At 70.8% G+C, this 14,650-nt stretch carries 13 protein-coding genes; 11 read left to right on the top strand and 2 right to left on the bottom strand.

The genetic code is table 11. The features are described 5' to 3' along the window. The first annotated feature begins 215 nt into the window (after positions 1-215). The 5 genes from rplU to galE all read left to right on the top strand — a co-directional run bounded on the left by rplU (position 216) and on the right by galE (position 5,164). Entirely contained in the window at positions 216-536 is a 321-nt protein-coding gene (rplU, locus tag OG429_RS14280) for a 50S ribosomal protein L21 (protein ID WP_030715748.1), read from the top strand. A 13-nt stretch (positions 537-549) separates the two neighbouring features. Continuing rightward, positions 550-804 (top strand): 50S ribosomal protein L27, encoded by a 255-nt coding sequence (rpmA, locus tag OG429_RS14275; RefSeq protein WP_048480572.1) that lies wholly within the window; start codon positions 550-552, stop codon positions 802-804. Positions 805-971: 167 nt separating this feature from the next. Next, on the top strand, positions 972-2,417 hold the full coding sequence (gene obgE, locus OG429_RS14270) for a GTPase ObgE (protein WP_328925703.1): 1,446 nt from the start codon (positions 972-974) through the stop codon (positions 2,415-2,417). Positions 2,418-2,487: 70 nt separating this feature from the next. Next, positions 2,488-4,104, top strand: a complete 1,617-nt coding sequence (locus OG429_RS14265) for a glycosyltransferase family 2 protein (RefSeq protein ID WP_328925702.1) — start codon at positions 2,488-2,490, stop codon at positions 4,102-4,104. Between the two features lie 46 nt (positions 4,105-4,150). Beyond that, positions 4,151-5,164, top strand: a complete 1,014-nt coding sequence (gene galE, locus OG429_RS14260; protein WP_328925701.1) for a UDP-glucose 4-epimerase GalE — start codon at positions 4,151-4,153, stop codon at positions 5,162-5,164. A gap of 76 nt (positions 5,165-5,240) precedes the next feature. Here galE and OG429_RS14255 read toward each other — a convergent pair whose 3' ends face one another. Both OG429_RS14255 and OG429_RS14250 read right to left on the bottom strand, forming a co-directional pair. Beyond that, positions 5,241-6,413 carry a glycosyltransferase gene (locus OG429_RS14255; RefSeq protein ID WP_328925700.1) on the bottom strand — a complete coding sequence of 391 codons (1,173 nt, stop codon included), beginning with the start codon at positions 6,411-6,413 and terminating at the stop codon, positions 5,241-5,243. Continuing rightward, positions 6,410-9,280: a bifunctional glycosyltransferase/CDP-glycerol:glycerophosphate glycerophosphotransferase gene (locus OG429_RS14250; protein WP_328925699.1), complete on the bottom strand. Its 2,871-nt coding sequence runs from the start codon at positions 9,278-9,280 to the stop codon at positions 6,410-6,412. Before OG429_RS14250 ends, OG429_RS14255 begins: the two co-directional genes overlap by 4 nt. 177 nt (positions 9,281-9,457) lie before the next feature. On the opposite strand from OG429_RS14250, the gene OG429_RS14245 reads away from it, so the two are divergent. The 6 genes from OG429_RS14245 (at position 9,458) to OG429_RS14220 (ending at position 14,622) form a co-directional block, all read left to right on the top strand. After that, positions 9,458-10,453, top strand: a complete 996-nt coding sequence (locus OG429_RS14245; protein WP_328925698.1) for a glycosyltransferase family 2 protein — start codon at positions 9,458-9,460, stop codon at positions 10,451-10,453. Beyond that, on the top strand, positions 10,450-10,875 hold the full coding sequence (locus OG429_RS14240) for a GtrA family protein (RefSeq protein WP_328925697.1): 426 nt from the start codon (positions 10,450-10,452) through the stop codon (positions 10,873-10,875). Before OG429_RS14245 ends, OG429_RS14240 begins: the two co-directional genes overlap by 4 nt. 76 nt (positions 10,876-10,951) lie before the next feature. Next, positions 10,952-12,079: a glutamate 5-kinase gene (gene proB / locus OG429_RS14235; protein ID WP_328925696.1), complete on the top strand. Its 1,128-nt coding sequence runs from the start codon at positions 10,952-10,954 to the stop codon at positions 12,077-12,079. Between the two features lie 60 nt (positions 12,080-12,139). Beyond that, on the top strand, positions 12,140-12,583 hold the full coding sequence (locus tag OG429_RS14230; RefSeq protein WP_328925695.1) for a hypothetical protein: 444 nt from the start codon (positions 12,140-12,142) through the stop codon (positions 12,581-12,583). 132 nt (positions 12,584-12,715) lie between these two features. Next, positions 12,716-13,993: a glutamate-5-semialdehyde dehydrogenase gene (locus OG429_RS14225; protein WP_328925694.1), complete on the top strand. Its 1,278-nt coding sequence runs from the start codon at positions 12,716-12,718 to the stop codon at positions 13,991-13,993. A gap of 77 nt (positions 13,994-14,070) precedes the next feature. After that, positions 14,071-14,622, top strand: coding sequence for an SCO2584 family spore wall biosynthesis protein (locus OG429_RS14220; protein WP_328925693.1), 552 nt, complete (start codon positions 14,071-14,073; stop codon positions 14,620-14,622). Positions 14,623-14,650: the final 28 nt, after the last annotated feature.

Raw genomic sequence — 14,650 nt, 5'->3', positions numbered from 1 at the left:
ACCGGCCCCGTAACCTAGACCGTCGGCGTGTTTTGAACGATTAGCGTTCAGCGCGCGCCGCGCTCCTGAGCACCTTCCTCCCGCTTCGTACGCGCAAGCGTCGGCATGGGAGAGGCCGCTCGTCCATTCCGGATCAGCGTGGGCCCGTCGGAAGACGGAGTCCTCCTGAGCGGCTGGCTTCAGGAGCATCCGCCCCGAGTGAGAGAGAGATCCGCGTGTACGCCATCGTGCGCAGCGGTGGCCGCCAGCACAAGGTTGCTGTCGGCGACATCGTTGAGGTTGACAAGATTTCCACTGCCAAGGTTGGCGACACGGTCGAGCTCTCGACCCTGCTCGTTGTCGACGGCGACGCCGTGACCAGCGACCCGTGGGTCCTGGCCGGCATCAAGGTCACGGCCGAGATCGTGGACCACCACAAGGGCGCCAAGATCGACATCCTGCGCTACAAGAACAAGACCGGCTACCGCCGTCGCCAGGGTCACCGCCAGCAGTACACGGCGATCAAGGTCACCGGTATCCCCGCGGCTGCGAAGTAAGAGGGACTGAGACATGGCACACAAGAAGGGCGCATCGTCCACCCGGAACGGGCGCGACTCCAATGCCCAGCGGCTCGGCGTGAAGCGCTTCGGCGGTCAGGTCGTCTCCGCTGGTGAGATCCTCGTCCGCCAGCGCGGCACCCACTTCCACCCGGGTTCGGGTGTCGGTCGCGGTGGCGACGACACGCTGTTCGCGCTGCAGGCCGGTGCCGTCGAGTTCGGCACGCACCGTGGCCGCAAGGTCGTCAACATCGTTCCGGCCGCCTGATCCAGCTTCTGCTGATCAAGCGTTCGTAACTTCCCGAGGGCGGATCTCAGCTCTTTCCGGCGCAAGCCGGGAAGAGAGGTCCGCCCTCGGCGTGTTGGTACGTACAGACGTTTAATGGGCAGCAAGGCCTGCCCGGGACATTCCCGCATGTAACTGGAGGAACAACCATGACCACCTTCGTGGACCGCGTCGAGCTGCATGTCGCCGCGGGTAACGGAGGCCACGGCTGCGCCTCCGTTCACCGGGAGAAGTTCAAGCCGCTCGGCGGCCCCGACGGCGGCAACGGCGGCCGTGGCGGCGACGTCATCCTGGTGGTGGAGCAGGCGATCACCACCCTGCTGGACTACCACCACAGCCCCCACCGCAAGGCCACCAACGGCAAGCCCGGCGAGGGCGGCAACCGCTCCGGCAAGGACGGCCAGGACCTGGTCCTGCCCGTGCCGGACGGCACCGTCGTCCTCGACAAGGAGGGCAACGTCCTCGCCGACCTCGTCGGCCAGGGCACCACCTACGTCGCCGCCGAGGGCGGCCGCGGCGGCCTCGGCAACGCCGCGCTCTCCTCCGCCCGCCGCAAGGCCCCCGGCTTCGCGCTCCTCGGCGTCCCCGGCACCACCGGCGACATCGTCCTGGAGCTCAAGACCGTCGCCGACGTGGCGCTCGTCGGCTTCCCGAGCGCCGGCAAGTCCTCGCTGATCTCGGTGCTCTCCTCCGCCAAGCCGAAGATCGCGGACTACCCCTTCACCACCCTCGTCCCGAACCTGGGCGTCGTCACGGCCGGCTCGACCGTCTACACGATCGCCGACGTCCCGGGCCTGATCCCCGGCGCCAGCCAGGGCCGCGGCCTGGGTCTGGAGTTCCTGCGCCACGTCGAGCGCTGCTCGGTCCTCGTGCACGTCCTGGACACCGCCACGCTGGAGTCCGACCGCGACCCCATCGCCGACCTCGACGTCATCGAGGAGGAGCTCAAGCTCTACGGCGGCGGCCTGGAGAAGCGCCCGCGCCTCGTCGTCCTGAACAAGGTCGACATCCCGGACGGCCAGGAGCTCGCCGACATGGTCCGCCCGGACCTGGAGGCCCGCGGCTACAAGGTCTTCGAGGTCTCCGCGGTCGCCCGTACCGGGCTGAAGGAGCTCTCCTACTTCCTCGCCGAGGGCATCGCCAAGGCCCGTGCCCGCAAGCCGAAGGAGGAGGCGACCCGTATCGTCATCCGCCCGAAGGCCGTGGACGACGCCGGCTTCACGGTCACCTACGACGAGGCCGAGGACGTCTACAACGTGCGCGGTGAGAAGCCGGAGCGCTGGGTCCGCCAGACCGACTTCAACAACGACGAGGCCGTCGGCTACCTCGCCGACCGCCTCAACCGCCTCGGCGTCGAGGACGCGCTGAGGAAGGCCGGCGCCCGGGCCGGCGACGGCGTGGCCATCGGCTCCGACGAGAACGCGGTCGTCTTCGACTGGGAGCCGACCATGATGGCCGGCGCCGAGATGCTGGGCCGCCGCGGCGAGGACCACCGCATGGAGGCTCCGCGCCCGGCCACGCAGCGCCGCAAGGAGAAGGAAGCCAAGCGCGGCGACTCGGCGCAGCAGGAGTACGACGAGTTCCGGCCGTTCTAGTCCCGTTCCCCCGCAGGGCACCCGGGCGGCATTGAAGGCGTCCTTACGCGGGTCGCCTAGGATCCTTCGGGTGAACAGCACCAACCTCCCCACCGTTTCCGTCGTGGTGATCGCGTACAACGACGCCGGGCTCGTGGGCGAGGCCGTCTCCTCGGCACTCGCCCAGGGCCCGGTGGTCGCCGAGGTCATCGCCGTGAACGACGCCTCGTCCGACGGCACCGCGCGGGTGCTGGACGAGCTGGCAGCCGTACACCCCCGCCTCAAGGTCGTGCACCGCACGGAGAACAGCGGAGGGTGCGGCACCCCGCGCAACGACGGGATCGCCGTGGCGACCGCCCCGTACGTCCTCTTCCTCGACAGCGACGACATCCTGCCGACGAGCGCGGCCGAGGCCCTGGTGCGCGCTGCGGAGGAGCACCGCGCCCAGGTCACCGTCGGCGCCGCCGTGCGGCGCGAGCTGCCCCAGCACCACGACGTGCCGTGGATGCCGGGGCTCTACACCCCCGGCGACGTCATCGAGCGGCCGGCGGACCACCCGGAGCTGGTCCGGGACACCCTCTGCGTCAACAAGCTGTACGACCGAGCCTTCCTGGAGAAGCACGGCCTGCGCTTCCCTGACGGCCGGTTCGTCTACGAGGACTTCGCCTTCACCGCCCGGGTCCTGGCCGCCGCCCCGCGGATCGCCGTCATCGGTGACCTCGTCTACGTCTGGCACGTGCGCCGCAGCGCGGCCCAGGTGTCGATCTCCCTGGACCGCAAGGACGTCTCGAACTGGCGCTCCCGCATCGAGGCCCACCGCACGGCCTCCAGGACCCTCGCCGCCGCCTCCCCGGTGCTGGGCAGCGCCTGCCAGGTGAAGTTCCTGGAGTACGACCTGCGCATGTACCTGCGCGAGCTCGGCAGGGACCCCGAGTACCAGGCCGCATGGTGGACGCTGACCCGCGAGTACGTCGACACCTTCGCCGAGGCCGACATCGCGTCCGCCGCGGCCCACGCCCGCTGGATCGTCGCGTTGCTGCGTGCCACCGCGACCCCGCCCGCCGACATCGAGCGGCTCACCCGGCTGGCCGCGGAGCCGCCGCGCCTGCTGCCCCCGTACGCGGCCGCCGCCGACGGGACGCCGGTGTGGAGCGAGGCGCTCCCGGTCGAGCTCGACGGCCTGGCCACGCTGCCGACGGCCGAACTGCCCGTCACCGTCGACGCCGAGCCGGCCGGCCGGGGCGCCGTCCGGATCCACGTGCACGACCTGTACGGGCGCCTCGCCGAGGCCGGTCCGCTCACCGCGCAGCTGCGCTTCCTGCCCCGGGCCGGCGGCGACCCGGTCCTGGCCCAGCCGGTGGAACTGCGCCCCGACCAGAAGGGCGGGTGGGTCGCGCTGCTGCCCTTCCGCCTCGCCGACCTGGCCGTCACGGGCCGTCGGCAGGGGCTGCGCCGGATGCAGGCGTGGAACGTCGCGGTGGGCGTGCAGTGCGCCGACGGCACCTCCGCGTTCACCTCCCTGCGCCCCCGGGGCCGGCTGCTCCGCCGCCGGGCGTTGCCCAGCAGCCGGTACGGTGTGCTGCTGGCGCAGCCGTACCGCACGGGGGCCGGCGCCCTCGCGCTGCGCCTGGCGCCCGGCGCCGAGGGCGCGCTCTACCTCGTACGCAACCGCCTCCACCGGGCTCGGGCAGGCCGCGGGACGGGCTGAAGGCCCTCTTTTCACACCGAAATCGGACAGGACCAGGGAGATACACATGACGTTTCTGATCACCGGTGGCGCCGGATACATCGGCGCGCACGTCGTCCGGGCGATGCTGCTCGCGGGGGAGAAGGTGGTCGTCCTCGACGACCTCTCCACGGGCAACGAGGATCGCGTCCCCGAGGGCGTACCGCTGGTGGTCGGCTCGGTCCTGGACCGGCTGATCCTGGAGAAGACCTTCCGCGAGCACAAGATCACCGGCGTGGTGCACCTCGCGGGCAAGAAGCAGGTCGGCGAGTCCGTCGAGAAGCCGCTGTACTACTACCACGAGAACGTGCAGGGCCTGACGGTCCTGCTCCAGGCCGTGGCCGAAGCGGGCATCCGCAACGTCCTCTTCTCCTCCTCCGCCTCCGTCTACGGCATGCCCGACGTGGACCTGGTCACCGAGGACACCCGGTGCGCGCCGCTGAGCCCGTACGGCGAGACCAAGCTGGCCGGCGAGTGGCTGATCCGCGCCGCCGGCAAGGCGCACGGCATCGCCACCGCCTGCCTGCGCTACTTCAACGTGGCGGGTGCCGCGACCCCCGAGCTCGCCGACACCGGCGTCTTCAACCTGGTCCCGATGGTCTTCGAGCGCTACGACGCGGGCCAGGGCGCCAAGATCTTCGGCAACGACTACCCGACCCCGGACGGCACCTGCATCCGCGACTACATCCACGTCGAGGACCTCGCGGAGGCCCACGTGGCGGCGGCCCGCAAGCTCGCCGAGTGGGCGGCTGCCGGGGACTACAAGGACCTCACCGTCAACATCGGGCGCGGCGAAGGCGTCTCGGTCGCCGAGATGGTCGAGCTCCTGAACACCCACACCGGGCACGACATCCCGCCGGTGATCGTCCCGCGCCGCGCAGGCGACCCGGCGAAGGTCGTGGCCTCGGCCGACAAGATCACCGCCGAGCTGGGCTGGAAGGCCCGGCACGACGTCCGAGAGATGGTCACCTCCGCGTGGGCCGGCTGGGAAGCCAACAAGGCTGCTCACAAGATCGCGCACAAGGACGTTCACAAGCCCTGATCGTGGGCGGCACACGACGAAGCCGCCCGCCCGGAGGTGTCCGGGGCGGGCGGCTTCGTCGTGTGCCGTGGGGTGTTCAGCGCTCCAGGAAGGAGAACAGGACTTCCCACCGGTCGGTGATCTCGGCGCTGGAGTACCGCTTGACCGACTGGAAGGCGGTGTCGCCGAGCCGGTCGCGCAGCTCGCGGTCCGACATCAGCGCGTCCAGGTGCCCGGCCAGCTCCATCGTGTTGCCGAGCCGGGCCAGCAGCCCGTCCTCACCGTGCTCGACGATCTCCCGTACGCCCGGCGCGCAGTCGAAGGCGGCCACCGGCACGCCCGCCGCCATCGCCTCCAGCAGCGTGATCGGGAAGCCCTCGGCCCGCGAGGCCTGAGCGAAGACCGAGGCCCCGCGCAGCGCGCCCAGCACGTCGTCGGTGCTGCCCATCCACTCCACGGAGTCGTCCAGCCCCAGCGAGGTGCAGTGCGCCCGCAGCGTCGGCTCCTCCAGGCCCGCCCCGTAGATCCGCAGTACCCAATCGGGGTGGTGCGGGGCGGCGTCGGCCCACGCGTCGAGCAGCAGGTCCACGCCCTTCTCGAAGGCGAGGCGGCCGACGCTCGCGACGACCTTCTCCGTGCGCGGGGCGGGGGAGTCCGGCATGAAGGGCAGCGGGTTCGGCATGCTCCCGACGTTCTCCATGCCCGCCCGGATCCACAGGTCCGCGTCCTCGGCCGTCAGCACCAGCAGCCGGTCGACCTCGGGGTAGTGGCGGCGGACCCGCTCACCGCGGGTGGACTTCTGGCTGGCCTGGAAGGACTCGTGGCTCATGCCGATGACGCTGAGTCCCTTGGTGTCGGCGAGCGCCACCCACTCCATCGCCCAGACCTGGGTGACGATCACGACACCGCCCGGGCGCGCGGCGCGCAGCAGCTCGCTCAGCCGCTCCGCCTTGGCCCGCATGCCCGCCCGCCGGGCCGCCTGGCGGCGCCGCTCGGGCGCGTTCAGCCGGCCCTTGATCCCGTGCAGCCGGCGCGCGGCCGGCGGGTGGGCGTCGTACAGCGTGGTCATCTCGTATGGCAGGTCCTGCGGGAGCTTCTGCCGGACCTCCTCGGCGACCGGGGCGATGCCGACGATGTGCACCCGGTGCCCGCGCTCGGTGAACAGCCGGGCCATCTGGTGCGACCAGGTGGTCACGCCGCCGAGCTCGTCGACGTTGTTGGAGACGAGGAAGATGTCACGGCCGCCCGGGGTGGCGGTCTGCTGGCTCACTTGCCGCTCCTGGTGAAGAACTTCTCGACGATCTGGCGGGCGGCGTCCCCGCGGTCGTACTCGCCGAATTCGGTGAGGAAGCGCTGCCGCGCCTCCGCGTACTTGGCGTCCGCCTCCTCGAAGGCGGCGAGGGCCTGCAGGAGTTCGTCCGCCGTCGCCACCACCGGGCCCGGGGCCTTCTCCTTCAGGTCGAAGTACGTACCGCGGATGTCGTTGGCGTACTTCTCGTAGTCGTACGCGAAGAACACCATCGGCCGGTCCAGGACCGCGTAGTCGAACATCACGGACGAGTAGTCGGTGATCAGTCCGTCGGCGAGGGCCAGCAGCGGGGTGATGTCGTGGTGCCGGGACACGTCGATGACCCGGCCCGCGACCGACGGCGGCAGCGAGACGCTGTTGAGGTAGTGGGTCCGCACCAGCAGCGTGAAGCGGTCGCCGAGCCGGTCGGCGAACTCCTCCACGTCGAACGGGAAGCTGAACCCCTCGACCGCGCCGTCCGCGCCGGCCCGGAAGGTCGGCGCGTACAGCAGCACCTTCTTGTCCGGGTCGATGCCGAGTTCGGCCGCCAGGGGGCCGCGTACCCGCTCACCGCTGTCCGCCTCGGCGCGCTGCGCCTCGACGAGGGCGTCGTTGCGCGGGTAGCCGGTGCGCAGCAGCACCTCGTCGCGCAGCCGGAAGCCCTTGGCGAGGGTGCGGGTGTCGTGCTCGGACCGGATCAGGAAGTGGTCGAAGCGGTCGACGGCCGCCTGGAAGCGCTTCTGGCCCGCGCGGCCCTGCGCCTTGGTGCGGGGCTCGTGGAAGCCCATGCGCTTGAGCGCGGAGCCGTGCCAGGTCTGGATGTACGTGGTTCCCGGGCGCTTGGCGAGGGCCAGCGGAAAGCCCTGGTTGTCGACCCAGTACTCGGCCTGGGCCAGGGCGCGCAGGTACGGCCAGCTCCAGCGCCGCACCAGGGTGGCCTCCTTGGGGAAGCCGGTGGGCTTGGCACCTGCGTACGACCAGATCGCCTCGAACGGGGCGCCCTGGCGGACCAGCTCCTCGTAGATCGCCTTCGGGCTGTCGCTGTACTGCTTGCCCATGTGGCTCTCGAAGACGACCGTGCCCTTCTTGATCGGCAGCTTCGAGAAGACCTCGTGGTAGAGCTTCACCTTCTGCTCGCCGGAGCCCATGCTCCGGCGGACCCGCAGGGCCTTGCGCAGGCCCCGCTTGACCACGCCCGCCGTCCTGCCCTGTATGGCGTTGTTGATCAGGCTCTGAGTGCGGACGGCGGCGGCGCTCTCGGCGGTCAGGACGTAGGAGAGGTTGCCCTTCTTGGTGACCTCCGGCTCGAAGCGGTCGGAGACCAGCCGGGTCAGCCGGGGCCGCACGCGCAGGCGGGCCGCCGACTCCAGGTCGACACCGCCGACCGACACCCGGGTGGTGACCCGGTCGTTCCCTGCGGTCAGCTTCAGCCGGACGTCCCAGACGGCGTCGATGATGCCGAGGGGGCGGACGGTGCTGCCGACGTCGGCGGTACCGGTCCACTCGATCGTGTCACCGGCGTGGCGCACGGTCGTCACCGGGAAGCTGAACGAGCGCACGCCGATCTGCCGACGGGCCCGGAATTCGAGCGAGGCCTTCAGTTCCGCGTCGGCCGGGATCCGGCCCAGCGGGTTCACGACGGCGCCGGACAGCGTGACGGTGCCGCGCCCGTCGTCCTCGTACGAGGTCAGGCGGTTGCCCAGCTGGAGGGAGGCGAGCGGGGCGGTGTGGAAGCCCTGCTCGGTGACGTCCAGTATCCGGCGGGCCTCGGCGTCGTCGAGATGCTGCCCGCACCAGTAGACGCGCCCGTCGCGCTCCGCGAGGGAGGAGGAGAGCCGGCCCTTGTTGGTCATGGCGTCGGCGGCCGGGAGCAGGTTGTCCCAGTCCTCCTTGCCGAGCAGGTAGGCGCAGATGGCCTGGAGGTAGGTGACGTTCTCGTACGCGGCCGGGTCGATGCCCGCGAGGTAGCCGTTGGCGAGGCGGGCGAACTCCTGGCGGTACTCGTCGCTCAGCAGCGGCAGGTCGCGCAGGTGCAGGACCAGGTCGTGCTTGAGGAACTTGGCGTCCTTCGCGGACTTGATGTCCGTGTGGCCCTTGGCCGCGAGCAGCTGGTCGACGCGCCGGTGGATCTCCATCCGGTGGACGAAGTTCGCGATCTCGTGGCGCCGGTTGCTGATCGACTTCGCCGCGGACTTCTCGACCACGTTCCAGAAGTAGACGCGGTTCGGGATCAGCGTGATACGGCGGGCGGCCACGTACGCCTGGGCGGAGAACAGCAGGTCCTCGTAGTGGATGCCGACCGGGAACTCCAGGCCCTGCTCCAGCAGGAACTCGCGCCGGTAGCACTTGTTCGTGGAGAGGGTGTCGTAGACCAGCAGGTCGGGGAAGTCGGTGATCGACTCCAGCGTGCGCGTGCGCGAGTAGATCCAGGGGTACCACTCGGTGGTCTTGCCCCACCGGTTGTCGAGGTGCACGCGCACGCACATGCCCGATACCAGGTCGGAGCCGGTGCGCTCGGCGGCGTCCAGCATGTTCCGGCAGGCGTTGCGCTCCAGTACGTCGTCGCTGTCCAGGAACATGACGTACTTGCCGGTGGCCTGCTGGATGCCGTGGTTGCGGGGCGCGCCGCAGCCGCCGCTGTTCTCGGGCAGCCGGAAGGCACGCACTCTCCCCGGGTGCGCGGACTCCAGTTCCTGGGCGACCGCGTACGAGCGGTCCTTGCTGCAGTCGTCGACGATCACGACTTCGACCCCGTGCAGGGTCTGGTCCAAAACCGACTGGACTGCTGTCGACAGACGCTCTGCGTCGTTGTAGACGATGACGACCACGGAGACGTCGGGCACGTGCACCTCGATCCCTTCGTTTCGTTGCGTTTCGTTCAGCTCATTCCGCTTATCTCGTCCACGCTACCGCGTGCCGCCCTCGACTCCGGCAGGCCCACTCTCGCCGTGCATACTTCTAAGGAAGAGGTGAGTGGCGGGTCCGGTCGCCGACAATCACCCGTTCGGACCCAGCAGGAAGTGTTCATGACGAAGCTGTCCGTAGTTGTCCCTTGCTACAACGAAGAGGCCGTCATCGACAGCTTCGACGTCGAGATCCGCAGGGTCCTGGACACCCTGCCCGTCGAGTACGAGGTCTGCTACGTCGATGACGGCAGCCGCGACGGCACCCTCGACAAGCTGCGCAAGATCGCCGCCGAGCACGGGAAGGAGACCCGGTACGTCTCCTTCAGCCGCAACTTCGGCAAGGAGGCCGGCATGCTCGCCGGTCTGCGCGAGGCCACCGGCGACGCCGTCGTGATCATGGACGCGGACCTGCAGCACCCGCCGGAGCTCATCGCGACCATGCTCGACCTCTACCGGCAGGGTCACGACCAGATCATCGCCCGCCGCACGCGCGAGGGCGACAAGAAGCTCCGCTCCGCGCTCAGCCGGCTGTACTACCGCGGCGTGAACCGCTGGGTCGACGTCGAGCTCGCCGACGGGGTCGGCGACTTCCGCATGCTCTCGCGCCCGGCCGTGGACGCGCTGCTGTCGCTGCCGGAGTGCAACCGCTTCTCCAAGGGCCTGTTCTCCTGGATCGGCTTCGACACGGTCCACTTCGACTACCAGAACGCGCAGCGCGAGGCCGGCGAGACGAAGTGGAAGTTCGGCTCCCTGCTGAACTACGGCATGGACGGCCTGATCTCCTTCAACAACAGGCCGCTGCGGATCGGGATCTGGCTCGGCGTGTCGCTGGTCGCGCTGACCGGCCTGTACGCCCTGTGGATCACGATCAAGGCGATGACCCACGGTGTCGACTCGCCCGGTTACGTCACCCTGGTCGCGATGATCGCCGGCATCGGCGGCGTACAGATGATCATGCTGGGCCTGATCGGCGAGTACATCGGCCGCATCTACTACGAGACCAAGCGCCGCCCGCACTTCCTGGTGAAGGAAGCACACGGCGCCGACCCGCTCCCGCGCACCGCCCGGGCGCCGCGAGTGGCGGAGCCCACGATCTCGGAGCGCAGCACGCGATGAGCCGCAAGGACCAGCTCGGCCAGATCGTCCGCTTCGCCCTCGTGGGCGGGGTCAACACCGCCACCTTCTTCGGCATCTACCTGCTCCTGCACCCGTGGATGCCGTACTTCGCCGCCTACTCCCTCGCCTTCGTGCTGGCGATGGTCGGCTCGTTCTTCATGAACACCTACTTCACCTACCGGACCCGGCCGACGTGGAAGAAGTTCCTTCTTTTTCCGCTGACCAACGTCACGAACTACGTCATCCAGTCGGCGGGTCTCTACGCCCTGGTGACCTGGGCCGGGATGGACACCCGGATCGCCCCGCTGGTCGCGGCGGTCGTGGCCATCCCGTTCACCTTCCTGCTCTCCCGCAAGATCCTCGTCCCCGGGGCCGCCCGGGCCGCGGAGCAGGAGCGGACCAGGACCTCGTCCACGGTCTGAAACCCCTGAGCGGCCGCTGTCCACCACCCCGTAGATTGAGGTGGCAGGCATTTCGGCAAGGGGCAAGGGGACAGACGTGTCAGCGGCTAGGCAAGGTGTCGTGGACGCCCGCAGGATCGTGGTCAAGGTCGGCTCCTCCTCCCTGACCACCGCGGCCGGCGGACTCGACGCCGACCGGGTGGACGCGCTGGTGGACGTCCTGGCCAAGGCCCGCAGCGGCGGTGAGAAGGAGATCGTCCTCGTCTCCAGCGGAGCCATCGCCGCCGGACTCTCCCCGCTCGGCCTGCGCCGCCGCCCCAAGGACCTGGCCCGGCAGCAGGCCGCCGCCAGCGTCGGACAGGGACTGCTCGTCGCCCGGTACACGGCCTCCTTCGCCCGGTACGGCGTCCGCGTCGGCCAGGTGCTCCTGACCACCGACGACACCAGCCGCCGCGCCCACTACCGCAACGCGTACCGCACCCTGGACCAGCTCCTGGAGATGGGGGCCCTCCCCGTCGTCAACGAGAACGACACCGTCGCCACGGACGAGATCCGCTTCGGCGACAACGACCGCCTGGCGGCCCTGGTCGCCCACCTCGTCCGCGCGGACCTCCTCGTCCTCCTCTCCGACGTGGACGGCCTCTACGACGGCGACCCGTCGCTGCCCGGCACCACCCGCATCGAGGAGGTCCGCGGCCCGGAGGACATCGCGCACGTCACCATCGGCAGCGCGGGCAAGGCGGGCGTGGGCACCGGCGGCATGGTCACCAAGGTCGAGGCGGCGCGGATCGCGGCGGCCGCCGGGATCCCGGTCGTACTGACCTCCGCGAGCCAGGCCGCGGACGCCCTGGCCGGCCGGGGTACCGGCACGTTCTTCCACTCCACCGGTCGCCGCTCGGCGGACCGGCTGCTCTGGCTCCAGCACGCGTCGACCCCGCAGGGACACCTCGTACTCGACGACGGGGCGGTGCGCGCCGTCACGGAGCGCGGAAGCTCGCTGCTGCCGGCGGGCATCGCGGCGGTCGAGGGCGACTTCGTCGCCGGGGACCCCGTCGAACTGCGGGCCACCGACGGCCGGGCGGTCGCCCGGGGCCTGGTCAACTTCGACGCCAAGGAGCTCCCCCAGCTCCTCGGCCGCTCCACCCGAGAGCTCGCGCGGGAACTGGGATCCGCGTACGAACGAGAGGTCGTCCACCGGGACGATCTGGTGCTGCTCCAGGGCTGAGGTTAGGTAAAACCGCCGCGCGGGGGCCCGTGGACTGGTCAACTGTGAGGGGCGGGCGACATGCGCGGCGGAGACAGGAGGCGACTGGTGAGGCGAGCGCTGACCAGCGTCGGGCCGGGCGACGGTGACGGCGGCGAAGAGGGACGGGACGACCGGGCCACGGATTCCCGCCTGTGGCACGTGACCCTGAGCGTCTCCGGCAAACCGGCGTCGCTGTCCGAGGTCCGGCGAGGGCTGGAACAACTGGCCCACGACCACCCCTTCCTGCTGACCAGCCGGTACGCCGACGACCATGCGGAGATCCGCTACTGGGAGGAGGCGCGCGACCTCCACGACGCGGCGGCCGTCGCCCTGCGCCTGTGGGGCGAACACCGCTCCTCGGCGCAGCTCCCGCCGTGGGAGATCGTCGGCCTGGAGGTCATCGACCGCGCCACCTACCACCAGCGGGTGGCCGAAGGCTACGGCCCGCCCCCGGCCCACCCCGTCGGAGTGCACCCCTACTGACCGCGCCGCCCCGCCGCCGTGCCGCCCGTGCCGTCCGCACCGCCGCGGCCCGCACAGCGGCAGGCCGCGGAGGCCGTCTCGCGGGGTGGAACCCCGTCGGCACGGCCACGGCCGGGGATTACCCTGGGCGGCATGACCTCGCTCGATGCCGCCACCTCGCCCGTCCTCGCAACGGCCCGCGCCGCCCGTACGGCCGCCGCCGTCATCGCTCCCCTCCCGCGGTCCGCCAAGGACACGGCCCTGCTGGCGATCGCCGACGCGCTGGAGGCCCGTACGGCCGAGATCATCGAGGCCAACGCCGTCGACACCGGCAAGGCCCGTGCCGCCGGCACCAGCGAGACCGTCATCGACCGCCTCACCCTCACCCCCGAGCGGGTCGCCGCCATCGCCTCCGACGTACGGGACGTCGCCGCCCTCCCCGACCCCGTCGGCGAAGTCGTTCGCGGCAGCACCCTCCCCAACGGCATCGACCTCCGCCAGATCCGCGTCCCGCTCGGCGTCGTCGGCATCATCTACGAGGCACGCCCCAACGTCACCGTCGACGCCGCCGCCCTCTGCCTGAAGTCCGGCAACGCGGTCCTCCTGCGCGGCTCCTCCTCCGCCTACGCCTCCAACACCGCCCTCGTCGCCATCCTGCGGGACGCCGTCGAAAGCGCCGGCCTGCCCGCCGACGCGATCCAGCTCGTCCCCGGCGAGTCCCGCGACTCCGTCCGCGAGCTGATGCGCGCCCGCGGCCTCGTCGACGTGCTCATCCCGCGCGGCGGAGCCTCCCTCATCAGGACCGTGGTCGAGGAGTCCACCGTCCCGGTCATCGAGACCGGTACCGGCAACTGCCACGTCTATGTCGACGCCCAGGCCGACCTGGACATGGCTGTGGACATCCTCGTCAACTCCAAGGCCCAGCGGCCCTCCGTCTGCAACTCGGCCGAGACCCTCCTCGTCCACCGCGACATCGCCGACGCCTTCCTGCCGCGCGCCCTCGACGCCCTCGCCGACGCCGGTGTGACCGTCCACGGCGACGCCCGGGTGCTCGCCGCCGCCGAGGGCACCAAGGCCACCGCCCTGCCCGCCACGGACGAGGACTGGGCCGCCGAGTACCTCTCCTACGACATCGCCGCCGGTGTCGTGGACTCCCTCGACGACGCCGTCGCCCACATCCGCCGCTGGACATCCGGCCACACCGAGGCCATCGTCACCACCTCGCAGGCCGCCGCCCGGCGCTTCACCCAGCTGGTCGACTCGACCACGGTTGCCGTGAACGCATCCACCCGGTTCACGGACGGTGGCCAGTTCGGTTTCGGCGCCGAGATCGGGATCTCGACCCAGAAACTGCACGCCCGGGGCCCGATGGGCCTGCCCGAACTGACCTCCACCAAGTACATCGTCACCGGCGACGGTCACATCCGGTAACCGAGGGCTGAACACGGGGTGGCCGGATTTCGGCATACGCCCTGCCCAAAGCAGCCCCCCAGGTCTACCCTGGTCCTGTGCCGGACGACGTGGGGGGCAAGCCGTTCCCGGACGACGGGGAGCCCGACGACGACCGCGGAGGCGCGGACAAGGACTTCGCCTCCGTGGTGTTCGACGAGGACTTCGTCCGGAACGCCGAGATCCATGAACCGAGCGCCGCCGAGCGCCAGCGGGCGGCCGACCGGGCACGCGCGGAGGCCGAAGCCGCCCGCGCGGTCGCCGGCGGATGGACGGGCGACGACGACTACGACAGCTACGGATACGGCCACCCCGAGGGGTACGGCCACGACGACGGCTGGGCGTACGAGCGAGGCAGCGGCAGTGCCGACGGCCCGTACGGGGCCTACGGCGGCAGTCTGCGCCCCTACCGCGGCCGCTCGCCGTGGCTCCGTCCCGTCGCCTGGGTGCTCGCCTTCGTGATGGGCCTCGGCATGGTCGCCCTCGCCTTCAGCGCCGTCTACCGCAGCGCCGCGGGCGAGACGGACCCCGCCCCGGCGCCCGCCAGCACCCCACGGAAGGAAGTCACCGGCATCGGTGCGTTTACGTACCCCTCCCACCGCCAACCCTGAAGGTACGACCCCACTCGCATACCCAGGA

The sequence above is a fragment of the Streptomyces sp. NBC_00190 genome, from assembly GCF_036203305.1.
Lineage (GTDB): Bacteria > Actinomycetota > Actinomycetes > Streptomycetales > Streptomycetaceae > Streptomyces.
The sequence above is the reverse complement of the archived record's forward strand: the minus strand, read 5'-3'. Positions and strand labels throughout refer to the sequence as shown.

Bases quoted from the DNA above. Each gene is read 5' to 3' on its own strand.
- galE (WP_328925701.1), top strand. From the start codon at position 4,151: ATGACGTTTCTGATCACCGGTGGCGCCGGATACATCGGCGCGCACGTC.
- OG429_RS14230 (WP_328925695.1), top strand. From the start codon at position 12,140: ATGCGCGGCGGAGACAGGAGGCGACTGGTGAGGCGAGCGCTGACCAGC.
- rpmA (WP_048480572.1), top strand. From the start codon at position 550: ATGGCACACAAGAAGGGCGCATCGTCCACCCGGAACGGGCGCGACTCC.
- OG429_RS14240 (WP_328925697.1), top strand. From the start codon at position 10,450: ATGAGCCGCAAGGACCAGCTCGGCCAGATCGTCCGCTTCGCCCTCGTG.
- OG429_RS14245 (WP_328925698.1), top strand. From the start codon at position 9,458: ATGACGAAGCTGTCCGTAGTTGTCCCTTGCTACAACGAAGAGGCCGTC.
- OG429_RS14225 (WP_328925694.1), top strand. From the start codon at position 12,716: ATGACCTCGCTCGATGCCGCCACCTCGCCCGTCCTCGCAACGGCCCGC.
- obgE (WP_328925703.1), top strand. From the start codon at position 972: ATGACCACCTTCGTGGACCGCGTCGAGCTGCATGTCGCCGCGGGTAAC.